Annotated in this window: 17 protein-coding genes and 1 tRNA gene; 10 read left to right on the forward strand and 8 right to left on the reverse strand. The window is 66.5% G+C overall.

The window, feature by feature from the left end:
- Positions 1 to 105 precede the first annotated feature (105 nt).
- The gene (locus tag ABQZ00_RS07525) at positions 106 to 4,500 is read left to right on the forward strand and encodes a DEAD/DEAH box helicase (RefSeq protein ID WP_323537194.1); all 4,395 of its coding nucleotides are present in this window, start codon (positions 106 to 108) and stop codon (positions 4,498 to 4,500) included.
- On the opposite strand, the gene ABQZ00_RS07530 is transcribed toward ABQZ00_RS07525, so the two are convergent.
- Positions 4,440 to 5,060, reverse strand: coding sequence for a DNA-3-methyladenine glycosylase (locus ABQZ00_RS07530; RefSeq protein WP_323537193.1), 621 nt, complete (start codon positions 5,058 to 5,060; stop codon positions 4,440 to 4,442). The genes ABQZ00_RS07525 and ABQZ00_RS07530 overlap by 61 nt on opposite strands.
- A gap of 299 nt (positions 5,061 to 5,359) precedes the next feature.
- On the opposite strand from ABQZ00_RS07530, the gene ABQZ00_RS07535 reads away from it, so the two are divergent.
- Together ABQZ00_RS07535 and ABQZ00_RS07540 are read left to right on the forward strand one after the other, a co-directional pair.
- A complete protein-coding gene (locus tag ABQZ00_RS07535) occupies positions 5,360 to 7,018 on the forward strand; it encodes a methyl-accepting chemotaxis protein (RefSeq protein WP_115513197.1) in 1,659 nt (552 codons plus the stop codon).
- 11 nt (positions 7,019 to 7,029) lie between these two features.
- Entirely contained in the window at positions 7,030 to 7,539 is a 510-nt protein-coding gene (locus ABQZ00_RS07540) for a chemotaxis protein CheW (RefSeq protein ID WP_055851899.1), read from the forward strand.
- Between the two features lie 338 nt (positions 7,540 to 7,877).
- On the opposite strand, the gene ABQZ00_RS07545 is transcribed toward ABQZ00_RS07540, so the two are convergent.
- From ABQZ00_RS07545 to rnd, 5 genes are all read right to left on the reverse strand, one after another.
- Positions 7,878 to 8,963, reverse strand: coding sequence for a GGDEF domain-containing protein (locus tag ABQZ00_RS07545; RefSeq protein ID WP_323537192.1), 1,086 nt, complete (start codon positions 8,961 to 8,963; stop codon positions 7,878 to 7,880).
- Between the two features lie 188 nt (positions 8,964 to 9,151).
- A complete protein-coding gene (locus ABQZ00_RS07550) occupies positions 9,152 to 9,328 on the reverse strand; it encodes a hypothetical protein (RefSeq protein WP_162847468.1) in 177 nt (58 codons plus the stop codon).
- Positions 9,329 to 9,481: 153 nt separating this feature from the next.
- Positions 9,482 to 9,557: transfer RNA gene (locus ABQZ00_RS07555), tRNA-Ala, on the reverse strand.
- 85 nt (positions 9,558 to 9,642) lie between these two features.
- Positions 9,643 to 10,044 carry an H-NS histone family protein gene (locus ABQZ00_RS07560; protein WP_055851906.1) on the reverse strand — a complete coding sequence of 134 codons (402 nt, stop codon included), beginning with the start codon at positions 10,042 to 10,044 and terminating at the stop codon, positions 9,643 to 9,645.
- Positions 10,045 to 10,609: 565 nt separating this feature from the next.
- The gene (rnd, locus tag ABQZ00_RS07565; RefSeq protein WP_115527947.1) at positions 10,610 to 11,704 is read right to left on the reverse strand and encodes a ribonuclease D; all 1,095 of its coding nucleotides are present in this window, start codon (positions 11,702 to 11,704) and stop codon (positions 10,610 to 10,612) included.
- Between the two features lie 118 nt (positions 11,705 to 11,822).
- Here rnd and ABQZ00_RS07570 point away from each other — a divergent pair, with 118 nt between their 5' ends.
- Together ABQZ00_RS07570 and ABQZ00_RS07575 are read left to right on the forward strand one after the other, a co-directional pair.
- Positions 11,823 to 13,670, forward strand: a complete 1,848-nt coding sequence (locus tag ABQZ00_RS07570; protein ID WP_503064269.1) for a formylglycine-generating enzyme family protein — start codon at positions 11,823 to 11,825, stop codon at positions 13,668 to 13,670.
- Positions 13,671 to 14,107: 437 nt separating this feature from the next.
- Positions 14,108 to 15,358 carry a virulence factor gene (locus tag ABQZ00_RS07575; protein ID WP_323537191.1) on the forward strand — a complete coding sequence of 417 codons (1,251 nt, stop codon included), beginning with the start codon at positions 14,108 to 14,110 and terminating at the stop codon, positions 15,356 to 15,358.
- A gap of 317 nt (positions 15,359 to 15,675) precedes the next feature.
- On the opposite strand, the gene xseA is transcribed toward ABQZ00_RS07575, so the two are convergent.
- The gene (gene xseA, locus ABQZ00_RS07580) at positions 15,676 to 17,013 is read right to left on the reverse strand and encodes an exodeoxyribonuclease VII large subunit (RefSeq protein ID WP_323537190.1); all 1,338 of its coding nucleotides are present in this window, start codon (positions 17,011 to 17,013) and stop codon (positions 15,676 to 15,678) included.
- 54 nt (positions 17,014 to 17,067) lie between these two features.
- Entirely contained in the window at positions 17,068 to 18,135 is a 1,068-nt protein-coding gene (queG, locus tag ABQZ00_RS07585; protein ID WP_323522652.1) for a tRNA epoxyqueuosine(34) reductase QueG, read from the reverse strand.
- 24 nt (positions 18,136 to 18,159) lie between these two features.
- Between queG and ABQZ00_RS07590 the strand changes: the two genes are divergently transcribed.
- From ABQZ00_RS07590 to ABQZ00_RS07610, 5 genes are all read left to right on the forward strand, one after another.
- Positions 18,160 to 19,647, forward strand: coding sequence for an NAD(P)H-hydrate dehydratase (locus ABQZ00_RS07590; protein WP_323537189.1), 1,488 nt, complete (start codon positions 18,160 to 18,162; stop codon positions 19,645 to 19,647).
- A complete protein-coding gene (gene tsaE / locus ABQZ00_RS07595; protein WP_323537188.1) occupies positions 19,644 to 20,144 on the forward strand; it encodes a tRNA (adenosine(37)-N6)-threonylcarbamoyltransferase complex ATPase subunit type 1 TsaE in 501 nt (166 codons plus the stop codon). The genes ABQZ00_RS07590 and tsaE overlap by 4 nt, the downstream gene beginning before the upstream one ends.
- 70 nt (positions 20,145 to 20,214) lie before the next feature.
- Entirely contained in the window at positions 20,215 to 21,876 is a 1,662-nt protein-coding gene (locus ABQZ00_RS07600; RefSeq protein ID WP_323537187.1) for an N-acetylmuramoyl-L-alanine amidase, read from the forward strand.
- 138 nt (positions 21,877 to 22,014) lie between these two features.
- Positions 22,015 to 23,886, forward strand: coding sequence for a DNA mismatch repair endonuclease MutL (mutL, locus tag ABQZ00_RS07605; protein WP_323537437.1), 1,872 nt, complete (start codon positions 22,015 to 22,017; stop codon positions 23,884 to 23,886).
- The gene (locus ABQZ00_RS07610; RefSeq protein ID WP_323537186.1) at positions 23,886 to 24,821 is read left to right on the forward strand and encodes a DUF1684 domain-containing protein; all 936 of its coding nucleotides are present in this window, start codon (positions 23,886 to 23,888) and stop codon (positions 24,819 to 24,821) included. Before mutL ends, ABQZ00_RS07610 begins: the two co-directional genes overlap by 1 nt.
- The last annotated feature ends 3 nt before the right edge of the window (positions 24,822 to 24,824 follow it).

A 24,824-nucleotide genomic window follows, 5' to 3' on the forward strand; every position in this document is an offset into this window, starting at 1 on the left:
GCATCCGGCTTGTGTGGGCTGCTGCCGACCCCCATCCATTGCACTCTCGTCGAGTTGAATCCGATTGCCGGGCGCCCGTTGGCGTCGTGGTGTCGGGCATCGCCCATGCATCCTGTTCTGCAGCACTTCCATCCTGTGGTCGCCGCGTGGTTCGCGAAGACCTTTGCGGCGCCCACGCCGGCGCAGATCGCTGCGTGGCCGGCGATCCAGGCAGGGCGGCATACGCTGGTGGCGGCGCCGACCGGGTCGGGCAAGACGCTCACCGCGTTCTTTGCGGCGATCGATGCGCTGATTCGCGACGGCCTGGACAACGGCGGTGCGCTGCCTGACCAAACGCGGGTGGTGTATGTGTCGCCCCTGAAGGCGCTCTCCAACGACATCCATCTCAATCTGGACGCGCCGTTGCAGGGTATCCGCGCGGCCCTGGCCGCCGAAGGCCTGCCGGACGTGGCAGTGCGCACGGCGGTCCGCACTGGCGACACGCCACAACGCGAGCGGGCTCAGGCACGGCGCGTGCCGCCGCATATTCTGGTGACCACGCCGGAGTCGCTGTACGTGCTGCTGGGCTCGGCATCCGGGCGCAGTGCCTTACGGCATGTGCGCACGGTGATCGTCGATGAAATCCATGCGGTGGCGGCGGACAAACGTGGCAGCCATCTGAGCCTGACCTTGGAGCGGCTGCAGCGACTGGCCGATCAACCGATCACGCGGGTCGGTTTGTCGGCAACGCAGAAACCCATCGACACCGTGGCGCAGTTTCTGGTTGGCGTTGGCGAAGACGGCGTGCCACAGCCCTGCGAGATCGTCGATATCGGCTACACGCGTGAGCGCGATCTGGCGTTGGCGCTGCCGCCGACACCGTTGAGCGTGGTGATGTCCAACGACCAATGGCTGCAGGTCTATGCCGACGTGGCCACGCTTGCGCAGCAACATCGCACCACGCTGGTGTTCGTCAACACGCGGCGCATGGCCGAGCGTGCGGCGCGGCATCTGGGCGATTTGTTGGGCAAGCAACGCGTTGCCGCGCATCACGGCAGTCTGTCGCGCGAGACGCGTCTACTGGCCGAACAACGGCTCAAGGCGGGTGAGCTCACCGTGCTGGTGGCGACCGCCTCGCTGGAGCTGGGCCTGGATATCGGCGATGTGGATCTGGTGTGCCAGCTCGGATCGCCGCGCTCGATCGCCACCTTCCTGCAGCGTGCCGGCCGCTCCGGTCACAAGGTCGGCGGCACGCCGAAGGCGCGGCTGTTTCCGCAGACCCGCGACGAGTTGGTGGAGTGCGCGGCGTTGCTGGACAGCATCCGACGTGGCGAACTGGATGCGCTGCGCATCCCATTGGCGCCGGTGGATGTGCTTGCACAGCAGATCGTGGCCGAAGCGGCCTGCGAGGACTGGGATGAAGATGCGCTGTTTGCGTTGATGCGGCGCGCGTGGCCGTTCGCCCAGCTGAGCCGCGCCACCTTCGATAGCGTGGTGCGCATGCTGTGCGAGGGCTTCAGCACCCGGCTTGGCCCGCGTGCCGGGTATCTGCATCGCGATGCGGTGCATCGGCGGCTGCATGCGCGCCGCGGTGCGCGCATGACCGCGCTGACCTCCGGCGGCACCATTCCCGAAACCGGCGATTACAGCGTGGTGCTGGAGCCGCAGGCCGAAAAGATTGGCACAGTGAACGAAGATTTTGCGATCGAAAGTCTCACCGGCGACGTGTTCCAGCTCGGCAATGCCAGCTACCGCATCCTGCGCGTGGACGCTGGCCGAGTGCGTGTGGAAGATGCAAAGGGCGCGCCGCCGAATATCCCGTTCTGGTTGGGCGAAGCGCCTGGCCGCAGCGACGAGCTGTCAGCAGCGGTGTCGCGCCTGCGCGGCGAGATTGCGGCCCGACTCGACAGCGCACCGCATCAGGCAGCACGCGATTGGCTATGCAGCGCGCTGGGCTATTCTGCAGAAGCGGCGCAGCAACTGCTGGACTATCTGGCGCATGCCTGCGCGGCGCTGGGCGCCATGCCCACGCAGCAGTGTTTGGTGATGGAACGGTTTTTCGATGCCAGCGGCGGCACGCAATTGGTGATCCACTCGCCTTACGGCAGCCGCATCAATCGCGCTTGGGGGCTGGCATTGCGCAAGCGCTTCTGCCGCACCTTCAATTTTGAATTGCAGGCGGCAGCGACAGAAGATGCGATCGTGTTGTCGCTGTCTACCAGTCACAGTTTTGCGCTGGAAGAGGTTGGCCGTTATCTGCATTCGTCGTCGGCCGAGCATGTGCTGATCCAGGCGCTGCTGGATGCGCCGCTGTTCGGCGTGCGTTGGCGCTGGAATGCGACCAACGCAATGGCGCTGCCGCGTTTCACCGGTGGCAACAAGGTGGCGCCGCAGCTGCAGCGGATGAAGTCCGAAGACCTGTTGGCGACCGTGTTCCCGGATCAGGTGGCCTGTGCGGAGAATCTGGTTGGCGAGCGCGAGGTGCCGGATCATCCGCTGGTTACGCAAACGCTGGACGATTGCCTGCATCAGGCGATGGACAGCGAAGGCTGGTTGCAGGTGCTGCGCGGGCTGGAATCGGGCGCCATCACTCTGGTGGCACGCGATCTTGCGGCGCCGTCGCCGCTGGCGGCCGAAGCCTTGAATGCGCGTCCGTACGCATTTCTGGACGATGCGCCACTGGAAGAACGCCGCACCCAGGCGGTGCAAAGCCGCCGTTACACGCCGCAGAACAGCGACGACCTGGGGCGGTTGGATCCACAGGCCATCGCGTCGGTGCGTGAGGAAGCCTGGCCGCAGCCCCGCGATGCCGAAGAGATGCACGAGGCCCTGGTCGGGCTGGGCGTGCTGCCTGTCGATGAAATGGCCGGTGCGCAGTGGCAGCCGTGGTTGACGGCACTCGCCGCCGATGGTCGCGCCAGTTGCCTGGTGATGGACGGCGCTCCGGCACTGTGGATCAGCGCCGAGCGGATCGATTGGTTCATGCCGTTGTATCCGCACGCCTCGGCGCAGCCGCCATTGAAAGCGCCGGCCGACTGCCGTGTGACCGACTGGGAGCGCGACTGGGCGGTGCGCGAGCTGTTGCGCGGGCGCTTGTCGGCAGTGGGCCCGGCACAAGTGTCGGCATTGGCCGCCGCATTGCGCTTGCCCGAAGACGAGATCGCGCTGGCATTGCTGGCATTGCAGCGCGAGGGCTATGTCATGGCCGGCCAATTCAGTGCGCACGCGCCGTCGGAAGAATGGTGCGAACGCCATCTGCTGGCGCGCATCCATCGCTACACGCTGGGGCGGTTGCGGCGCGAGATCGAGCCAGTGTCGCAGCGCGATTACGCGCGCTTTCTGTTCGAGTGGCAGCATGTGGACAGCGAGAGTCGGGTTGCTGGACCGGACGCATTGGCGGGGGTTGTCGGGCAACTGGAAGGCTTCGAAGCGCCGGCCGTGCTGTGGGAAAGCGAAGTGCTGCCGGCGCGTGTGCACGACTATCAACCCGCCTGGCTGGATGATTTATGCACCGCCGGACGCACCGTGTGGGCGCGCTTGCGGCCGGGCGGTGGACGCAGCGGCGGCGCGTTGCGGGCGACTCCAATCGTGCTGCTGCCGCGCCGTGACGCGCAGCGCTGGAGTGGCCTGGCACGTGCGGTCGACGATGCACCGCTGGGGTCGCGCGCGCAGCGTGTGGTGGAGGTCCTGCAGCAGCAGGGTGCGTTGTTCTTCGACGAGATTTCCGATGCCGCGCACCTGATGAGCACCGAGCTGGAAGACGCCCTGAGCGAACTGGTGATGCGTGGCCGTGCCCATTGCGACAGTTATGCCGGGCTGCGCGCGCTGCTGGTGCCGGCCTCCAAGCGGCCGTCGGCGCTCTCGCGGCAGCGGCGTCGTGCCACTGCTCTGGGCATACGCGATGCCGGGCGATGGGCGCCGGTGCGTGCGCTTGCCGAGCTACCGCTGGCCGAAGCCGGCGAGCGGCATCAAGAGATGCTTGAGCACGTCGCGCGCACGCTGCTGCGCCGCTACGGCGTGGTGTGCTGGCGCTTGCTTGAGCGCGAGGCGGCGTGGTTGCCGCCCTGGCGCGAACTACTGCGCATGTATCAACGCCTGGAAGCGCGCGGCGAAATCCGCGGCGGCCGTTTCATCGCCGGTCTGTCTGGCGAGCAATTCGCCTTGCCGGATGCGATCGCGGCCCTGCGCCGCGTCCGCGCCCAGGCTCCGCAGCAGCGCTGGGTGTGCGTGAGCGCAAGCGACCCCAGCAATCTATTGGGCAGCATCCTGCCTGGCGAGCGCGTGGCACGCGTGCCGGGCAATCGCGTCGCATCGCTGGACGGCCTGCCGATGGCGGTGTGGGCGGCCGATCGCTTCCAACCGCTGCAGGACCTCACCGCCGAACACACCGAGCAGGCCTTGCGCCTCCTGCAACGCGGGCCAGGTGCGGCCGAGCAGACGCCGATGCAGCAATGGTTGGCTCAGTCGCCTGGCAGCGCCGCACGCGTGCCGGTCACGCGCGGGAGCGGGCGCGACAAATAGGCGCTGTCGGGCACCACCCATCGCCATGGCTGGTCGACGGCCTTGCGGATGCCGATGCGCGGCGTCGCCAGCGCAACCGCCGGCGGCGGGGTGCCATCGTCTTCGATCCATAGACGTGCGCCAGCATCGGTCAGGTCCAGTCCGTTGTCGGCTGCAGTGACGCCGAATGCCTGCGCCAGACGGCCGGGGCCAGTGATCAGTGCCTTGGCCGGTGCGGCGCCGCGTGCCGCCTGCATGGCCTGCACGCCGGCGAGCGGCTGCAGCGCGCGGATCAGCACGGCGTGCCCGGGGGCGCCGCCGCAGACTGCATTGATCGCCCAGTGCATGCCATAGATGAAATACACATACAGATGCCCGGGTGCGCCGAACATCACCTGCGTGCGCGGGGTGATGCCACGGAACGAATGCGCGGCAGGATCGTCGCTGCCGCAATAGGCCTCGACCTCGGTGATGCGGCCGCGCCGGCCATCGGCACTGACCAGCACCTTGTTGAGCAGGCGCGGCGCAACCTTGCGCGAATCGTGTGCGTAGAAAGCGCGGGGCAGTGGCGTGGGCGACATGGCATCAGCCTAGCCGCCCGGTCGTGATGTCTCTGCGGACTGTCCCGGACATCCCGCAGAGCAGGGGTAGGGTTTTTCCGAACGCGCCAGGTCAGGAGCGCTGGACCTGTCACAAAACTGCATATCCAATCTCATGAATAGGCGCTGTACCGATGGAAGCATATCAAGCGTGTTTTGCCAGCGCCGATAGCTATCAACGATTGGTTAGACGAGTCCGCATCGTGCGATCGGCACGCGCAGCACCGTCGATTGCCCATGCAACGCATGCAGCCCACGCAGCACTCAAAGAGAACTCCCCAATGTTAGGCAACTTCAAAATCGGAACCAGGCTGATCGTGGCGTTTCTGATCGTCTCGGCGATCGGCGCGTGCATCGGGTGGGTCGGCTATTCCAACTCCGGACGCATCAGCGACCTGTCGACCTCGCTGTACGAGCGCGAGTTGCTCGGCCTGTCCAACGTCAAGGAAGCCAACATCAATCTGATCTACGCAGGCCGCGCACGCGCCAACCTGTTGCTGGCCAGCAGCGCGGAAGAACGCCAGTCGCATGTGCAAAACATCGACAAGTACACCGCCAAGGTGGTCGATCACATGACCCGTGCACGCGGCAGCTTTCAGACCGAAGAGGGCAAGACCAAACTGGCGCAGTTCGATCGTGCGTGGCAGACCTATCTGGATGAGCGCGGCCGCTTTATCGAAGCCGCCAATCGCGAAGCATTGCGCGAGGCCAATCCCGAACTTGCTGCATTGTCGCGTGCGGTGCGCGCCAGCTCGGATGAAGTGGATACCTTGATGACCGATCTGAGCGGACTGCGCGAGCGCAGCGCCGCCTCGGCCAACGCAGAAACCGGCGCCATCCATGCGCGCAGTTCCAAATTGCTGATCGCCATCATTTGCGGCGGTGTGTTGCTCGGCGCCGCGCTTGGGGTGGTGATCAGCCGCAGCGTCACCGGCCCGATCCGTCGCGCGGTTGCAGTCGCCAATGGCCTGTCGGAAGGCGATCTGACCATGCGCATCGATGTGCACGGTCGCGACGAAACCGCGCAGTTGCTCGAAGCCATGCGCACCATGGTGCAGAAGTTGTCGCAGGTGGTGGGCGAGGTGAATACCAGTGCCGAGACCCTGGCCAGCGCGTCCGAAGAAGTCAGCGCCACTGCGCAGTCGTTGTCGCAGGCCGCCAGCGAACAGGCGGCCGGCGTGGAAGAAACCAGCGCCTCGCTGGAGCAGATGACGGCATCGATCAGTCAGAACACCGAGAACGCCCGCATCACCGATGGCATGGCCACCCAGGCCGCGAAGGAAACCATCGAAGGCGGCGAAGCGGTGGTGGCCACCACCCAGGCGATGAAGCAAATTGCGCAGAAGATCGGCATCATCGACGACATCGCCTATCAGACCAATCTGCTCGCGCTCAATGCCGCCATCGAAGCGGCGCGTGCCGGCGAGCATGGCAAGGGATTTGCGGTGGTGGCGGCCGAAGTACGCAAACTGGCCGAACGCAGCCAGGTGGCCGCGCAGGAAATCGGCGAGGTGGCCAGTTCCAGCGTCGAACTGGCCGACCGCGCCGGGCGCCTGCTCGACACCATCGTGCCGAGCATCAAGCGCACCTCGGATCTGGTGCAGGAAATCTCCGCCGCTTCCGAAGAACAATCCTCGGGTGTGAGCCAGATCAACTCGGCGGTGGTGCAGCTGAGCCAGACCACCCAGCAGAACGCCAGCGCCTCCGAAGAACTTGCCGCCACCGCCGAAGAAATGAGCGCACAGGCCGAGCAGCTGCAACAGAGCATGGCGTTCTTCCGGCTGGGCGGGCAGGGCGCTGCAAGCACGCCGCCCAAGCGTGGCAAGCAGGTCGCTGCACGCCCGGCACGTGTTGCAGGTGCGCGCGCTTGGCGTGGCACTGCAGCGCCGGCTTATGCGATGTCCGAGGGCCCGGACGAAGGCCAGTTCGCTCGCTTCTGAGAGATCGATCGATGACCGCACAGACTTCCGATGTCATGCCGGGCGATGCCGATGCAGCCGCCCAATACCTCACCTTTCAACTGGACGGCGAAACCTTCGCTACCAGCATTCTTGGGATTCGCGAAATCATCCAGTACCGCACGCCGACGCCAGTGCCGTCGATGCCAGCGTGCGTGCGCGGCGTGATCAATCTGCGCGGCGCGGTGGTGCCGGTGGTGGATCTGCAGGCACGGCTCGGGCGTGCCGACAGCGCCATCAACAAGCGCAGCTGCATCGTGATTCTGTCCACAGAGCAGGCGCAGGGCACGCAGGTGATCGGCGTGCTGGTCGACGCCGTCAACGCGGTGATCGAACTGGCCGATGACGATATCGAAGCGGCGCCGGCATTCGGTACGCATATCCGCCGCGATCTGCTGCGTGGCATGGGCAAGGTGGGCGAGCGCTTCGTGGTGCTGCTGGAGATGGAACAGGTGCTGCAGGTGGACGAGATTGCCGGCAATGCCGACGCGCTGGCTGCCTGAGGCCGCTTGGAATTCGGGCGAGCCGATGCCGGTCGATTGAGAGTGCAGACGACTGCCAGCGCTTAGAGAGACTGCGCGTCGTGAGCCGCGTTGATTCGTAAGCCGGGCGCTTTGGTTGGGTAGTGGGCGCGGCAGTAGGTTGTCTGCCGCTCGTTGCCCAAGGCAAATCACATAGCGCAAAGACGTTCGGCGTCAGAACGTCGCAGGCGCGCATCAACCAATGTTGAACACGTGTTGCGTAGCGCCGTGTACCCGCAGTGCTACGTGCATGGCACTGCAGCGTCTGTCACTCAGGGCACACAGTAAAGACAGCGCAAGCAATTCAGCTCGAGCGAGTGTCAGCCTTGCAGATGCCAGCCGCTGAACCGCTGCACGCGGTTGCGTCCATCGCAGATCGCGCCCTGCAACGCATGTCGCGCGCGTGCCAGCAAGGTGTTGCTGTCGAGCGTCTCGCTGGCAGGCACATCGACCAGCCCGATGCTGGTCGTCAACGTACCGATGGGCCAGTGCGCGGTTTCGACCGTTTGACAGATATCTTCGGCAGCCTGCATTGCAGCAGGCGCTACCGCAGCCGGCAGCGCTACGCACAGCCGATCGCAGTCCAGCCGCGCCACGATCGCGGTCTGCGGCAGCTGCGCCTCGACCAGTCTTGCCGCCTGCACTAGTGTCGCTTCCGCTGCGGCAACGCCCGATTGCAGTTTGTGCCGCTTGAAGCCATCCAGATCGATCAGCAAAAAGCCCAGCGATTGTTCCGGCACTGCGGCGCACGTGTCTTGCAGACGCTGCAGGCCATGCTCCAGCCCGGTGCGGTTCCAGAGCCCGGTGAGCGCGTCGCGTAATCCATCGAGCTCGACCAGCTCGGCCGCACGCCGTAACTCGATGGTGTCCACGACCTGCCGGGCCAGCACCCGCAGCGCATCGCGTTCGGCGCCCGACAGCCGCCGTGGCGTGCGATCGAGCACGCACAAGGTGCCTAACGCGATGCCATCGGAGGTCAGCAGGGGCGCGCCGGCGTAAAAGCGGATCTGCGGCTCGCCGGTGACCAGCGCGTTGTTGACGAAGCGCGCATCCAGATGCGTATCGGCCACTTCCATCAGCTGGTCGGGCGCAAGGATGGCGTGCGCGCAGAACGACAGCGTGCGTGGCGTCTCGCTCGGCTGCATGCCGATCTTGGATTTGAACCACTGCCGCTGCGTGTCGACCAGCGAGACCAGCGCCATGGGCGTGCGGCACAGGGCGGCGGCATCGGCGGCGAGCTCGTCGTACTGCGGCTCTGGGGCGGTATCCAGAAGCTGGTAGGCCTGCAGTGCGGCTAGACGGTCGTCTTCATTGGCCGGCGGGCGCGCACCCAACAAGGCGCCAATGTCGCCCGGCAACAAGGTGGCGTGGATCAGGTGCAACGCGGGCGCGTCGGGAAGCTGCATGCAAGGCCTTTGCAACAAGCGCCATCAAGGCGATCAAGTGTCTGCAGCGATGGTCGCTGCCGTTAGGTGCGCCGAAATGTCGGCCGCCCCAGCGGCTGACATTCCAGGATCTTGCCACATCGGCGGGCCGCAGACGCGGTGTCGAACCCACGCCGATGCTGCAGTACTCGGTCTGTCGAACGCTGCAGCTATTCGCCCTGGCCGGCAGTCCCCTTGGGGCGGCGGCTGTGCTCGTCATGCACTTTCAGATCTTCCTGGCCCGGGCGCTGCTTGGCGGTTTCGTCCTGCTTGCGCGAGTCCTGGCTGTCGGAGACGCCGCTGGCGTCGTCGTCGGCACTGTCGGGTTGGCGCTGTTGGTTGCTCATGGCGAAGGGTCCGCTGTGATGGAGAGGCGGACGTTAGCGCGCGCGATGTGATATCGGCGGCATGGCCTGTCCCTCCGCGTGCTTGGCGCCGGTGGGACAGCTGAAACGAAAGAGCCCTGGACGCGAACGTTCAGGGCTCTTCGTTTGATGCGGTGGTGGAGCGGAAGGGGATCGAACCCTCGACCTTCGCGATGCGAACGCGACGCTCTCCCAGCTGAGCTACCGCCCCACGTGACTCGATTCTAACCACATGCCGCCCCCTTCGCCAAGGCAACCGGCAGCGGACCGCGGCAAACCGGTCAATCCCGCACGGATTACTCGCGAATCAACGGGAACTTGAGGTCCGGGTTCTTGGCCTTCCATTCCTTGTACGACACCGAGCCTTCCCAGGCAGCGAAGGCCTTCGGGGTACGGCCGCGGCCAGACCAGGTTTCGCCGGTGTGCGGCAGCTCGTACTTCGGCTTCACTTCGCTACGGCCGCTCTTGACCACTTCCTTGCGCGCCGAAGTGGTGCCCAGATAGGCCGCGATATCGTTGCGCTGCTTGGTATTGAAGTGACCGGCAAACTGCTCGAGCAGCGAGACGATGGTGGCATGCGCAGAGGATGCCTCGCTCGCGCGCTCGGTTTTCTCCTGTTCTTCCAGCTTCTGCAGCTCGTCCAGCAGCTTGGCTTTGGCTTGCGCGATGGAATCCAGTTTCGAAGAGGTATTGCTCACAGAGGTATGGCCTCGGAATAAAGAGTGGAGACGCCGCCCTAGGGGCGAGCGCCATTATGGCATGCGGCCCGGGGGCGACCGCTGCGTGTGCGGGGGCTTGCACACGACGTGAACAGCCTTTTCACAAGGTCTGCCTGGCCGCTTTCGCATTGTCGTTGCGGGCGCTGCCCAGCTTACACGCAGGCCAGCAAATTCGACCATGACGAGAGCAGGAGCAGGAGCAGGAGCAGGAGCAGGAGCAGGAGCAGGAGCAGGAGCAGGCGATGAGCGATGACCAGCGCAGCACCGGCTTACGCAACCATGACCGCATCATTCTGCCGCTGAAGACGATGAGCCTCAGTACCGGACCACGACGCTTGGAGTGAGCGGCGTCGCACTGCGCGCAAGAGTGCTGTCTGGGGCTGCTACCAGCGCAAGGACACGTGGGCAGGGGATGGACTGTTTCCAACACACTCTGGCGCGTTGCGCAGCGCCGGAGTGACCCGGACGCATCGCTTCGAGCAGACCGCATCTGGCAAAAAGAAAGCCCGCATCGCTGCGGGCTGTCGTCTGCGTAACGCCGGGTTCACTGCGCCGTGTTGTCGGCCAGTAATGGCATCAGCTGCGCTTCCAGTATTTCGCGTCGCCATTGGCCCAGCGCGGCAGGCCAGCTGTGCTGCTCGATCAGGGTTTCCAGATGCCGACGCGAGGCGAGCAGGCCGTCCGCTAAGCCAAGTTCGCGGCTGCGCTGCGCTACGGCATCCTGTAAACGCTTGAGCACGGCCTTGTTGCCATCGGTGGCGGCCTGCGCCAGCGGTGCGGTGTCTTCGTCGGGTAGCGGCGTGTTGAGCGCGTCCCACACTGCGTTGGCGAGCTTGCGCGGGGCTTTGGGGAATTTGTCGAACTGGCGCAGCAAGGCGTCCAGATCCGCGGGCGGAAAGCGCGCCAGCTGGCTGGCCAGTTCGTTGTCCAGAATCCAGCTGCGCGGACGATCGCTCTGACGCGCCTGCAGATCGCGCCAGCGCAGCAGCCGCAGCAACCGACGTTGCGCGGCCGGCTCCAGAAATTGTGCGGTGCGCAGGCTCACATGCGGCCAGCGCTCGCCGTCATCGTGCTCGACCGTGGCAAGTAGGCGCTCAGCGTCTTCGGCCAGCCAGCCCAGGCGATCCTGCTCGGTGAGGCGACGGGTCAGCTCGTCGTGAATCGCGAACAGGTAACGCACGTCGTCGGCGGCGTATTCCAGTTGCGATGCCGACAGCGGGCGACGCATCCAGTCCGAGCGCGTCTCGCCCTTGGTCAGCAAGGTGCCGGTGACTTCCTGCACCAGCTTCTGGTAGCCCATGCCGCCACCCACACCGGCCAGCGCGGCAGCGATCTGGGTGTCGAACAGCGGGCGCGGCAACACGCCGCATGCGCACTTGAAGGTGACCAGGTCTTCGCTGGCGCTATGCATCACCTTGACGATGTCGGTGGCGGTCAACCACTCCTTGAGCGCCTCGTTCATGCCCGGAATCAGCGGGTCGATCAACAGGATCTCCTCGCCGATGGCCATCTGCACCAATGCCAGTTGCGGCCAGTAGGTGCGTTCGCGAATGAATTCGGTATCCAGGCCGATGCGCGAAGGGCGCGCCGCCTGCAGGCGTTCGGTCAGCTCGGAGGGGTGGGTGATCCAATGGGGCACGTGATTTCCGTCGACAGCAAGGGTTTGCGCAGAACGCGCAGAATAGCCTAACGTCGCGATCGCCTGTCGTGCGGCAGAGCACTGGAAGGAGCAGGTGGTGGGTAAGTGCGGTAACCGGATGGCAGCGTGGGCACTGGTCGCGCTCAGCATGTGCGCCTGTTCGCGTGCCCCCGCGCCGACACCGGCGCCCGCGGCTGCGCGACAGCCGGCAGCGTCAGCGCAGCCGAACAAACCGAATGTGTCCATCGGTGGCGAAGAATCCGCCGAGACGGTCGCGCAGTGGCAGCCACCGGCGGTGGAGCTGGGCGACGAGCCCTTGGCGCAGGTACGTAAGCGTGCCGACCAAGCCCTGCAGGACGACCGCCTGTATCGCGATGCGGACGATGCGATCCCGCTGTATCTGGCGATCGAACAACGTGCCGGTGGCAAGGATGCGGCCAGCCGGCGTGGCCTGGAACAGGCACGCGCACGCTTGATCGAACGCGGGCAGGCGCTGGTCGCGCAGACCGATCGGCAGGACGATGCGCTAGACCAGGCGCGCGAGCTTGCCATCGTGGCCTTGGCGCTCGCACCCAAGGACCCGAAGGTGCGCGCCTTGCAAAGCGAGGTTGAAACCGCGCAACGCGTGCTCGGTTTCAACCGCGCCGGCGAAGAAGATCTGCGCGGTGGCCGTCTGGGCGAAGACGGCAATGGCGCGCTGGCGAATTTTCGCGATGCCGCGCAGCTGGACCCCGACAACCCACGCACGCGCCAGGGCCTGGCGGCAGTGGAAAGCGGCTTGCTGGAGCGCGCCGAACAGGCCGCCGACGCTGCCGATTTCATCGGCGCGCGTTACTGGTTGCAAATGGCCGGGCAGGTGCGTGACCGCGCGCCGACCATTGCCGATGCGCGCGCGCGCATCGAGCGCACCCGGCGCGCGCAGATCGCGGCTTTACACGACGCCGGTCTGCACGATCTGACCTCGCCGCGCGGGCTCAAGGCGGCCGGCGAGAAACTGGCGGAAGTACTGCGCATTGCCGACCCGGGCGACCCGATGGCCGGCGACCTGCGGCGACGCCTGGAATTGGCCACCCACTACGGCAGCTTCCGCCCCGGGCAGGTGTTCACCGATGGGCTCAAGGTCGGTGGCCGTGGGCCGCAGATGATCGTGGTGCCGCATGGCGCTTTCCAGATGGGCGCAGGCGACGCCGAACCGGGCGCATCCGACAACGAGCGCCCGGCGCATTACGTGCGCTTCGCGCGCGGCTTCGCACTCTCGATCACCGAAGTGACGGTCGGCGAATTCCGCCAGTTTGTCGAAGCCACCGGCGCGCGTCCACGTGCCACCCGGCGCGGACACTCGGTGGTGTACGACGAGCGCAGCGGCAACTTCATCCGCCGCAGCGGGGTGGACTGGCAGTCCGACTACAACGGCGCGCAGGCCGCGCCCAACAGTCCGGTAATGCACGTCAGCGTCCGTGATGCCGAAGCCTATGCGTCATGGCTGTCGGAACAGACTGGCCGGCATTACCACGTGCCCAGCGAGGCCGAGTTCGAGTACGCGGTGCGCGCCGGCACCACCGGACGCTATCCGTGGGGCAAGGCCGGCTCGCCACCGCGCGATGCAGGCAATTTCACCGGCGGCAACGACGTCTCGCGCAGCGGCCGGCACTGGAATAACGGCTTCGTCGGTTACGGCGATGGATTCTGGGGGCCGGCACCGGCGGGCAGCTTCCGCGCCAATGCCTGGGGCCTGCACGACATGGGCGGCAACCTGAGCGAATGGGTGGCCGATTGCTGGCACGCCAGTTATCGGCGTGCACCGGCCGATGGCGCGGCGTGGTTCAACCCGGGCTGCCGGCAGCGCATGATCCGCGGCGGCAGCTGGGCCAATTCGCCGCAGCAGACGCGTGCGGCCTGGCGGCAGTCGCAGGACTCTGACAGCACCAGTGCGCGCATCGGGTTCCGGCTGGCACGCGGGATCTAGTCGCGCGGCTGCGGCCAAGTAGGCGCCGAGCGTGCGATCGGGTTGCCCGCGTTTGGCGCGGCAGAGTCGCTTCTCGCCCAGTGGAGCTGCCTTGGCTGCCATCCAGCGGTGCCGCGGTGGCACCTTGAAGCGGGGACGATACGCTTCGCCGGCCGAGCAACACCGTCCAAAACAGACACAGCGGCAATCGCACACGCACGCTGGCACGGAGGACGTCGGGATGAAGCTAGATCGATCCGACAATGCTGCCGCTGCAAGGGAACATGGCCGGTAATGCCTGCGTCCTTTACCGTCTTCAGGACCAGGAGCTAACCAGCCGCCATTTGCAGCGTTCCCGAGTCCCATGGCTTAACCGCAGCGAACACCCGCCCGCACCAGTCCGGAACCGTTGGCGCAGACCGAGGTCGAAGCGCCAGCGCTTCTGAAGGACTGCTGCGATGGGCATGGGGATCAAACTGTTTCGCTGGGTCGTGGCAATCCTGCTGATCGGCGGCAGTGGCTATGCCGTGGCGCGGCATATGCAGGACGGCAACACCGCAGGACATTACCGCTCGGTGGAAGTGGTCCGCCCGGAAGGCACGCCCAAGGCGATGGTGGTGCTATTGCCCGACAGCGCGCACGCACAGGACGGACAACGGCTGGCCGACATGCTGAGCAACGACGGTGCGTTGGTTGCGGTGATCGATACCGCCAGCTACCGCGAACGTGTGCGCTCGCACCACGCCGCGTGCAGCTCGCTGGCCGACGACGCCGAGCGGCTCGGCAAGAAGTTGCTGCGCGCCGAACACGTGGACGCGTTCCTGCCGCCGGTGCTGGTGGGGCAGGGCGATGGCGCGGTGCTGGCGCGTCAGGCTTTGGCGTCTGCCGCACCCGACGTGCTCGGCGGCGCGGTGGTCGCCGACGCCGGCACCAAGGAGGCGGGCCTGGCCTGCTCGCGCGACGTGCCCGATGCCAATCAGGGCTTCCTCGATGATCTGGTCGACGATGCCAGCCCCATGCAGATTGCCGCAGCCACGCGCGGCCACTTCCAGGCAGCGCAGGCGCAGGGTCTGGGCGATCTGCCGTTGGTCGAAATGCACGCACCCGGTAGCGACAAGCTGGTGGTGATGCTGTCTGGCGATGGCGGCTGGCGCGAGCTGGACAAGGGCATTGCCGCGCAGTTGCAGCAGCAGGGCGTGTCGGTGGTGGGCTGGAACAGCCTGCGCTACTTCTGGGCCAGCCGTACCCCGCAGCAGGTGGGTGCCGATCTTGACCGGGTGATCGCCGCGTATCGGCAACGGTGGCATATCCATCACGTGGCGCTGGTCGGTTACTCGTTCGGCGCCGACGTGCTGCCGTTCGCCTACCCGGACCTGTCGCCGCAGCAGCGCGCCTCGGTGCAGTTCGTCAGCCTGCTCGGGCTTGGTCATCAGGCCGACTTCAAGGTGCGCGTCGGCGGCTGGCTGGGCTGGCATAACGATGCCGAGCGCGATGTCGAACCTGCGATCCAGTCGCTGGATGCGCATCGTCTGCAATGCATTTACGGCAGCGAAGAAAAAGACACGCTATGCCCGGAGCTGCGCACGCGCGGCGTGGAGGTCGTGATGCGGCCCGGTGGGCATCACTTCGATCACGACCCGGTGGCGCTGGCTGGCGTGCTGATGCAGGGCTGGCAGCATGCGGCAACGCAGATGCCAGCCCACAGCTAGCGCATGTTCATGCCCTTGCTATGTGTGCAAAGCCTCATGGCGGTTTGAGATATCGGCAGGCGATTGCGGCTGCGCGGGCAAAGTACGCAACGCAGTGGCGGCGCGCACGAGAGCATTGCTGCAAGCCTCCGCTGCTCATCGTTGTCGCGACCACGAAGGATGCGGTCGCCAACGCGCTGTCGGTCATGCGGCACAAGTACCCGCATCCGCGCCACTACGCGCAGTCGCTGCACACCATCGTCGCGACGATGCCGCCTGCAGTCTGACAGTGCGCCGTGGGTTATCCGGCACAAGCACCCGCACCTGCGTTGTCGCCGTCAGTCGTCGCTCGGCTCGACCCGCACCGCGATGCTGCCATCGGCCAGTTGCGCACGCAGGCGCTCGCCTGGCGCCACGTCGGCGGCACTGCGCACCACGCTGCCATCGGCAGTACGGGTGACGATGGCATAACCGCGTGCCACGGTGGCGAGCGGGCTGACCGCTTCCAGCGAGCGCACCAGGCCGCGCAAACGTAATTGATCGTGCTGTAGCCGCCGTTGCATCGCCGCCTGCGGGTGTAATGCGCGCAACCGTTGCTGCAAGGTGGCTAGATTGCGTTGCGGGTTCTGTGCCTGCAGGCGCGTCTGCCCGCGTTGCACGCGTGCCTGCAGACGTTCCAGCAGTTGGGTCATGCGCGCGCGCAACTGCCGGCCGGCTTCTTCCTGGCGGCGCTGCAGCAGCTGCAATCGCGCCTGCGGGCTATGCGCACGCAAGCGCAATGCAAGCCGGTCGGCGCGTTGCATCGCATTGCCCAATGCGTGCTGTTGCAGCTGGGCGATGCGCGCGTGCGCGCGCCGCACCCGTGCGACCAGTTCGCGTTGATCGGGCACCAGCAATTCGGCTGCGACCGACGGCGTGGGGGCACGCACGTCGGCGACAAAATCGCTGAGGCTGAAGTCGGTCTCGTGGCCCACCGCCGACACCACCGGTGTCTGCGCGGCGGCAATCGCGCGTGCCAGGCGCTCGTCATTGAACGCCCACAGATCTTCCAGCGAACCGCCGCCCCGGGTAATCAGGATGACGTCATAGCGCCCGGACGCATCGGCGCGCTGCAGCAGCGAGGTGACTTGCGCCGCAGCGCTGTCGCCTTGCACCAGCGACGGCAACAGGTCCACTTCCAGCAGCGGGAAGCGCCGTGCCAGCACGCTGAGCACGTCGCGCACCGCCGCACCGCTGGGCGAGGTGATCACCGCCAGTCGCCGCACGTGCGCAGGCAATGGCTGCTTGCGTTCGGCATCGAACAGGCCTTCTGCCGCAAGCCGCGCACGCAGCTCGTCGAAAGCCCGCCGCAGCGCGCCTTCGCCGGCTTCTTCCATGTGGTCGAGCACCAGCTGGTAGTCGCCGCGCGCTTCGTACAGGGTCAAACGCCCGCGTGCGAGCACGCGTAGGCCTTCGCGTGGCTGAAACTTCAGCCAGGTGCTCTTGGGCTTGAACATCGCGCAGCGGATCTGCGCGCGCGCATCCTTGAGCGTGAAATACAGATGGCCGGAAGACGGTCGGGTGACGCTGCTCAGTTCGGCTTCCACCCAGACCAACGGGAAGCTGCCTTCCAGTAGGTCGCGCGCCAATGTGTTGAGCTGGCTGGGAGTGAGGATCTGTTGGTTGCGGTCTGCCATCGCCGCATTATCCCGCAGTGGCGATGCGCATGCGTGAGCGCAGCGGCTGGAAACTCAGATGCCGTGTTGCGCCAGTGCCCAGCCCACGTGTTCGCGGACCAGCTCCGATGCGTCGTGGCGGCGGGCTTCCAACGCCGCCAACACCTCTGGCGTGCCGGGCGCGTTGCCCAGGCCGACGGCGATATTGCGCAACCAACGCTGATGGCCGCTGCGGCGGATCGGGCTGCCTTCGGTACGTTGCAGGAACTCGGCCTCGTCCCAGGCGAACAGCTGCGGCAGCGTCGCCACATCCAATGCGTTGCGCGCGCGGAAGTCGGCCTCATCGGTGCGTTGGGCGAACTTGTTCCAGGGGCAGACCAGCTGGCAGTCGTCGCAGCCGAAGATGCGGTTGCCGATCGGCTTGCGCATTTCTTCGGGAATCGGGCCATCGTGCTCGATGGTGAGATAGGCGATGCAGCGGCGTGCATCCAGCCGATACGGCGCAATGATGGCCTGGGTCGGGCAGATGTCGATGCAGCGCGTGCAGGTGCCGCAATGCGCAGTGGCGGGCGTGTCGACCGGCAGCGGCAGATCCAGGTAGATCTCGCCCAGAAAGAACCACGAGCCGCCGTTGCGATCGATCAGGCAGGTGTGTTTGCCGATCCAGCCTAGCCCGGCGTTGCGGGCCAGCGCGCGCTCCAGCACCGGTGCGGAATCGACGAATACGCGGTAGCCGAAAGCGCCGATCTCGCCCTGGATGCGCTCGGCCAGCTTCTGCAGCCGGTTGCGCATCAGCTTGTGGTAATCGCGGCCCAATGCATAACGCGCCACGTATGCGCGGGTGCCATCGTGCAAGGTCGTCCAGGCCTCGGTGTCGTCCTTGCGGCCGTAATCCATGCCCACCGACAACACCCGCAAGGTGCCCGGCACCAGCTCCTGCGGACGCGAGCGCTTGTCGCCGTGTTGGGCCATCCAGTGCATCGTTCCGTACAAGCCTTCTTCCAACCAGCTGCGCAGATGCGCCTCGTCTTCGCCCAGCTCGATGCCGGTGATACCGCAGCGTTGAAAGCCCGCTTCGCGCGCAAGCGCACGGATGCGCGCGGCAGCATGGGTGGGGTCGGGGCGGGCGAGGGCGGCAGACATGGCGACAAGTATAGAATTCCCGGCATGTACGCACCGCTCGCTCTTTACGACACCGCTGCCGCGCGCACGCTCGATGCGCAGGCCACCACGCTGCTGGGTGGCGATGGCTACACCTTGATGCAACGTGCCGGGCAGGCCGCCTGGCAATGGTTGCTGGAACGCTGGCCGCAGGCGCGACGCATCGTGGTGGTGTGCGGCACCGGCAACAACGGCGGCGATGGCTACGTGCTGGCGCGACTGGCGCAACGCGCCGGACGCCAGGTGTGCGTGGTGCATCTGCCCGAGCACGGCCCGGCCTCGGCGCTGGCCCAGCGCGCCTGCACCGAGTATCTGGCGGTTGGCGGTGCGATCGAGCTGTTTCCAACTCCGCTGGCGCAGGCCGATGTCATCGTCGATGCGCTGTTCGGTATCGGCCTGAACCGCGCGCCGGATGCGCAGACCGCCGCCTTGATCGAGGCCATCAACGCGGCCGGTACCCCGGTGCTGGCGCTGGATGTGCCCAGCGGGATCGATGCCGACCACGGTGTCGCTTTCGAGACCGCGGTGCGCGCGGAGACGACCTTGCAGTTCATCGTCCCGCATCTTGGCTTGTATACCGGCGACGCACTGGAATACACGGGCGAACGCGGCATCGCCGCGCTGGACGTGCCGGTCTCCGCATTCGAGGGGCTGCATCCGGCCGCACACAGCTGGGACTTTGACGCCCTGTCCGCGCACTTGCGGCCGCGTCGGCGCAATACGCACAAGGGCGAATCGGGACGTGTGCTGTGCGTGGGCGGCAATCTCGGCAGCGGCGGCGCAATCCTGCTGACCGCCGAAGCCGCATTGCGCAGCGGCGCAGGGTTGGTGCAGGTTGCCACCTGCGCCGAGCATGTCACCGCGCTGCTGGCGCGCTGCCCCGAAGCGATGGTGCGCGCCGTGCAGGCAGGTGACGACATCGCCGCACTGGCCGATGCCGCCGATGTCGTTGCGCTTGGGCCGGGACTGGGCCAGGACGACTGGGCGCGCGCGTTGTGGCAGGGCGTGCTGGGGTCGGACAGCGCGGTCGTCATCGATGCCGATGGCCTGAATCTGCTGGCGGCCACCGCCGCGCCACCGCGTGGCCCGCGCGTACTGACTCCGCATCCCGGCGAAGCAGGGCGGCTGCTGGGAATCCCCACCGCGCAGGTGCAGCGCGATCGCCTGGCCGCCGCTGCCGCGTTGGCCCAGCGGTTTGATGCAGTAGTCGTGCTCAAGGGGGCCGGCACCGTGGTGGCTGCCCCGCATGCGGTGCCGCGGATCATTGACGCCGGCAATCCCGGCATGGCCGTCGGCGGCATGGGCGACCTGCTGACCGGGGTGATCGCCGCGTTGCTGGGGCAGGGCTGGTCGGCCTTCGATGCCGCCAGCCTTGGCGCCTTGCTGCATGGCTGCGCCGGCGATGCGGCCGCACGCGGTGGCGAGCGCGGCCTGTTGCCCACCGACCTGCTGCCGCAGCTGCGTCGTCTCGTCAATGCTGGAGCCAGCGCATGAGTCAGCTCGACGCACATCTGATCGACGCCGAAGCCACAGAAGCACTCGGCCGCGCCCTGGCCGCGGTGCGGCCTGTCACGGCGATGGTGCAACTGCATGGCGACCTGGGCGCTGGCAAATCCACGCTGGCGCGTGCGCTGCTGCGGGCGCTCGGCGTCACCGGCCCGATCCGCAGCCCCACCTACACCCTGGTCGAGCGTTATCCGCTGAGCAGCGGCGACGAAGCCTGGCATCTGGACCTGTACCGCATCGGCAATGCCGGCGAGCTGGATTTCCTCGGCCTGGACGAAGGCAGCGCCAGTTTGTGGCTGGTCGAATGGCCGGAGCGCGGTGCAGGCATCTTGCCGCCGGTGGATCTGGACGTGGAACTGGCCGTGGAGGGCGACGGGCGCAGCGTAAGGTTGCTGGGCCGCAGCCCAGCCGGGCGCGACTGGCTGCATGCGGTGGCCCAACAGGCCGAGTTGCAGCCTCTTTTTGTCAGTGGACAAGAAGAATGAACGCCAGGTTACGGATTATTAAGGGAAATCACCTTGCAATTCACCCGGTTGGATGATTGAATCCAGCGCCATGACACCGGGGATCCGACAGATTTGCGCTTCCGCCCTGACCGCCAGCCTCAGCCTGGCGGTTTTTGCTGCGTGGGCCGGCGAAGTCAAGAGCGTCGGTGTCAGCACCGGCGCCACTGGCACGCGTGCAGAGATTCAGCTGGCCGGTAGCGGCGGTTTCAAGACGCTGTCGTTGGCCAACCCCAACCGTTTGGTGGTGGATTTCCCGGATTCGGCAGCCGCACGTGGCTTGAAGTTGCCGCCAGCGAGCGGCCTGGTCACCTCGGTGCGCACCGGGCAACCAGTGCCGGGCACGTTCCGGGTGGTGTTCGAACTGGCAAGCCCGGTCACCGCGCTCAAGCCGCAGATGCAGACGCTGGGTAGTGCCTCCACACTTGTGATCGAGTGGCCGGGCGATCCGGCGCCCGCAGCTGCGACACCGATTGCGGCCAGCACGCCTGCCGCACTGCCGCCGCCGCGTCCCGTCAACGCACAGGCCGAAGCCGCGCGTGCAACTGCAGCCCTGGCTGCGTCCGCGCAGCGTGCGTCGTCGCTGCCGCCAGCACCGCCAGCACCGGTCGTCGTGCCTGCCTCGGCGATGCCGACGGTCACCCCTGCAGCGGTGCCGACCACCGTCGCCACCGGCGTGCCGACGCCGCGCCCGGCAACGGCTGCAGTGGCTGCACAGACGACTCCCGCTGGCAGCATCCCTAATCGCGGTGCTGCGGGTTCCGCAACTGGTGCGGCTGCGACCGGCGGTGCGTCCGCCGCAGCAATCTTGAACGGCGGCAGCACACCGATGGCGGCTGCCGGCACCGGTGCGGTTGCGTCCGGCCCTGTGTCCAGCGCCAGCGCCGACGACGATCTGCCACCGCGCCCGGTGCTGCCCAGCGAAGCCTCGCGGGTCAAGATGGCGCCCGGCATGCGGCCGCTGATCGTTGCCATCGACCCCGGTCACGGCGGCCAGGATCCGGGTGCGATGGGTCCGACCGGCAAGCGCGAAAAAGACGTGACCCTGGCGGTCGGCCGCGAACTGGCGCGCCAGATCAATGCCACGCCCGGTATGAAGGCGTACCTGACCCGCGATACCGACGTGTTCATTCCCTTGCCGATGCGTGCGCAAAAAGCCCGTGCCGCCAAGGCCGACATTTTCATTTCCATCCATGCCGACGCTGCAGAAAATCGCAGTGCGACCGGCTCATCGGTGTATGTGCTGTCGACCAAGGGCGCCTCGTCGCAACGCGCACGTTGGCTGGCTGATAAGGAAAACGCCGCCGACCTGGTTGGTGGCGTGCGTCTGCAACAGACCGAAAGCACGCTGGCCAATGTGCTGCTCGACCTGGCACAAAGCGGCCATATGAAGGCCTCCGAAGATGCCGCCGGCCATGTGCTGGGTGGCCTCAAGCGCATCGGCAACAATCACAAGCCGCAACTGGAACGCGCCAACTTCGCGGTGCTGCGGACGTCCGACATGCCGGCGATGCTGGTGGAAACCGCCTTCATCTCCAATCCGGACGAAGAACGCCGCCTGATCGACCCGGCCTACCAGCGCAAGATCGCCTCCGCCGTGCTGGATGGCATCGATACCTTCTTCACCCGTCAGCCGCCTCCGGGCACCTTGTTTGCCGCGCGCGCGCAGGCCGAAGCCGATGCCGTCGGCACCGTGGCCGGCGGCAGTCGCTGACCCGCTCGGCTATCATTCCGCACTGATTCCTTGAGTGACGGCGCCTGCGCGCCGCCGGATTGCCGTGCCGACGTTCGTCTTGCCTGCTACACCCGCGATGCACCCTGTTTTGCGCTGCCAGCGCCGAAGCGCGCGCTGATGGCGATCCGTCAGTTACCCGAGATCCTGATCAACCAGATCGCTGCCGGCGAAGTCGTCGAGCGGCCCGCATCGGTGGTCAAGGAGCTGGTCGAAAACGCCCTCGATGCCGGCGCTACCCGCGTGGATATCGATCTGGAAGAGGGCGGCGTGCGCCTGATACGCATCCGCGATAACGGCGGCGGCATTCCGCCCGATGAACTGCCGTTGGCGGTGTCGCGGCATGCCACCAGCAAGATCGCCTCGCTGGACGATCTGGAAACCGTCGCCACGCTCGGCTTTCGCGGCGAAGCCTTGCCTTCGATCGCCTCGGTCAGCCGCTTTACGCTGATTTCGCGGCGTCACGATGCCGAACACGGCTCGGCGCTGCAGATCGAAGGCGGGCGGATTGGCGAAGTAACGCCGCACGCGCATGCGCCCGGTACCACGGTGGAAGTGCGCGAGTTGTTCTTCAACGTGCCGGCGCGGCGCAAGTTTCTGCGTGCCGAACGCACCGAACTTGGGCACATCGAAGAGTGGCTGCGCTCGTTGGCATTGGCGCGCCCGGATGTGGAATTGCGCGTCTCGCACAACGGCAAACCGTCGCGCCGCTACAAGCCGGGCGATCTGTACTCGGATGCGCGACTGGGCGAAACCTTGGGCGAGGATTTTGCAAGGCAGGCTTTGCGGGTCGATCACAGCGGTGCCGGTCTGCGCCTGCATGGCTGGGTTGCGCAACCGCATTACTCGCGGGCCAGTACCGATCAGCAATATCTCTACGTCAATGGCCGCTCGGTACGCGATCGCAGCGTGGCGCACGCGGTCAAGATGGCCTACGGCGATGTGTTGTTCCATGGCCGCCAGCCGGCGTATGTGCTGTTTCTGGAGCTGGACCCGGCACGCGTGGACGTCAACGTGCACCCGGCCAAGCACGAGGTGCGTTTCCGCGAAGCGCGGCTGATTCACGATTTTGTCTATCGCACCTTGCAGGATGCGCTGGCGCAGACCCGCGCCGGCGCCACGCCCAATAGCATCGGCAGCGACGGTGCGGGTTATGCGGCGACTGGTGGGATGGGCAACCTCGCTGGCGACGGTGCCACACCGTATGCCGGCGCATCCGGGAATGGTGGCGGCTCAGGCAGCTACGCCAACTGGACGCCCTCGCAGACGCCGTTGGGTCTGCGCGTGGACGAAGCGCGTGCAGCCTATAGCGCGTTGTATGCGCCGCCTTCCGGCAGCGCGCAGCAGTCCGCCAGCCTGCCGCAGTTCTCCGGAACCGGTCTGCCAGTCACGGCGGAAGAAAGCGGCGTGCCGCCGTTGGGCTACGCCGTGGCGCAATTGCACGGCATCTACATCCTGGCCGAAAACGCCGAAGGCCTGATCGTGGTGGACATGCACGCCGCGCACGAACGCATCGGCTACGAGCGGCTCAAGAACGCGCACGACAGCATCGGTCTGCATGCGCAGCCGCTGCTGGTGCCGATGACGCTGGCAGTGGGCGAGCGCGAGGCCGATACCGCCGAGCGCGAGGCCGAGACGCTGGCTACCCTGGGCTTCGAGATCACCCGCGCCGGCCCGCAATCGCTGCACGTCCGCAGCATTCCTGCCTTGCTGGCCAATGCCGAGCCGGAGGCGTTGCTGCGCGATGTGCTGGGCGACCTGCGCGAGCACGGTCAGAGCCGCCGCATCGCCAGTGCACGCGACGAGCTGCTGTCGACCATGGCCTGCCACGGCGCGGTGCGCGCCAACCGACGTCTCACCGTGCCTGAAATGAACGCGCTGCTGCGCGATATGGAAGCCACCGAGCGCTCGGGTCAATGCAACCATGGCCGACCCACCTGGGCTCGGTTTACGCTGAGCGATATCGATCGTTGGTTTCTCAGGGGGCGTTGATGGCAGTGCACACGGGGAAGGGCTGGCTGCTCGGCATGCTGGTGGCAGCGACGCTGGTCGGATGTGGGCGCGATGCGCCGCCGCCTGCCGCGCCGGTGGCGTTGGACAAGACATTCCTGGCCGACAACGCCGCCTGGCGCGAAAGCCGGATCAACGAACTGCGTGCGCCCGATGGCTGGACCAGCCTGGTCGGGCTGCATTGGCTGTCGCTGAAAGCGCATTACATCGGCAGTAGCGCCGACAGCGGCATCCGGCTCGCGGTCGGGCCGCCGAAGATGGGCATGGTGTCCAGCGAGGGCGGGGCAGTGTGGTTCGTGCCCGAACGTGGCGCTGCGCTCAGCGTGGATGGCAAGCCGCTGACCGGCAAGATCCGCTTCCAGTCCGATCGCGATCCGCAGCCGACGTTCATCCATTTCGACGATGGCAAGGGCGTGCTCAGCCTGATCCATCGCGGCGACCGCTACGCATTGCGGGTCAAGCACGCCGATGCGCCATCGCGCAGCAAATTCGCCGGGCTGGAGTACTGGCCGGCAGATCCTTCCTGGCGCATCACCGCACGCTACGTGCCCAACGATGTCGGCAAGACCATCCCGATCGTGGACATCGTCGGCATCAGTAGCGAGCAGCCCAACGCCGGCGCCATCGTCTTCGAGCGCGATGGCAAGACCTATCGCCTGGAAACGATCGGCGAGCCTGGGCGGCCGGCGTTCGTGGTGTTCGCCGACCGCACCAGTGGGCACGGCAGCTATCCGGCCGGGCGCTTCCTGGACGTGGACGTGCCGGATGCGTCCGGTCATGTGGTGGTGGACTTCAATCGCGCCTACAACCCGCCATGCGCGTTCACTCCCTTCGCAACCTGCCCGTTGCCGCCGCCGGAAAACCGGATCGATCTGGCGGTCTCAGCCGGCGAGAAAACCTACAAGGTGCCGCACTGACGT

Origin of the sequence: Xanthomonas sp. WHRI 10204, assembly GCF_040202875.1 — a bacterium.
Classification (GTDB): domain Bacteria; phylum Pseudomonadota; class Gammaproteobacteria; order Xanthomonadales; family Xanthomonadaceae; genus Xanthomonas.

Excerpts from the sequence above, each read along its gene's own strand:
- queG (WP_323522652.1), bottom strand. The coding sequence starts at position 18,135 with ATGTCTGCCGCCCTCGCCCGCCCCGACCCCACCCATGCTGCCGCGCGC.
- xseA (WP_323537190.1), bottom strand. The coding sequence starts at position 17,013 with ATGGCAGACCGCAACCAACAGATCCTCACTCCCAGCCAGCTCAACACA.
- ABQZ00_RS07535 (WP_115513197.1), top strand. The coding sequence starts at position 5,360 with ATGTTAGGCAACTTCAAAATCGGAACCAGGCTGATCGTGGCGTTTCTG.
- ABQZ00_RS07550 (WP_162847468.1), bottom strand. The coding sequence starts at position 9,328 with ATGAGCAACCAACAGCGCCAACCCGACAGTGCCGACGACGACGCCAGC.
- ABQZ00_RS07590 (WP_323537189.1), top strand. The coding sequence starts at position 18,160 with ATGTACGCACCGCTCGCTCTTTACGACACCGCTGCCGCGCGCACGCTC.
- ABQZ00_RS07610 (WP_323537186.1), top strand. The coding sequence starts at position 23,886 with ATGGCAGTGCACACGGGGAAGGGCTGGCTGCTCGGCATGCTGGTGGCA.
- ABQZ00_RS07540 (WP_055851899.1), top strand. The coding sequence starts at position 7,030 with ATGACCGCACAGACTTCCGATGTCATGCCGGGCGATGCCGATGCAGCC.
- ABQZ00_RS07575 (WP_323537191.1), top strand. The coding sequence starts at position 14,108 with ATGGGCATGGGGATCAAACTGTTTCGCTGGGTCGTGGCAATCCTGCTG.
- tsaE (WP_323537188.1), top strand. The coding sequence starts at position 19,644 with ATGAGTCAGCTCGACGCACATCTGATCGACGCCGAAGCCACAGAAGCA.
- ABQZ00_RS07600 (WP_323537187.1), top strand. The coding sequence starts at position 20,215 with ATGACACCGGGGATCCGACAGATTTGCGCTTCCGCCCTGACCGCCAGC.
- ABQZ00_RS07530 (WP_323537193.1), bottom strand. The coding sequence starts at position 5,060 with ATGTCGCCCACGCCACTGCCCCGCGCTTTCTACGCACACGATTCGCGC.
- mutL (WP_323537437.1), top strand. The coding sequence starts at position 22,015 with ATGGCGATCCGTCAGTTACCCGAGATCCTGATCAACCAGATCGCTGCC.
- ABQZ00_RS07545 (WP_323537192.1), bottom strand. The coding sequence starts at position 8,963 with ATGCAGCTTCCCGACGCGCCCGCGTTGCACCTGATCCACGCCACCTTG.
- ABQZ00_RS07570 (WP_503064269.1), top strand. The coding sequence starts at position 11,823 with ATGGCAGCGTGGGCACTGGTCGCGCTCAGCATGTGCGCCTGTTCGCGT.
- ABQZ00_RS07525 (WP_323537194.1), top strand. The coding sequence starts at position 106 with ATGCATCCTGTTCTGCAGCACTTCCATCCTGTGGTCGCCGCGTGGTTC.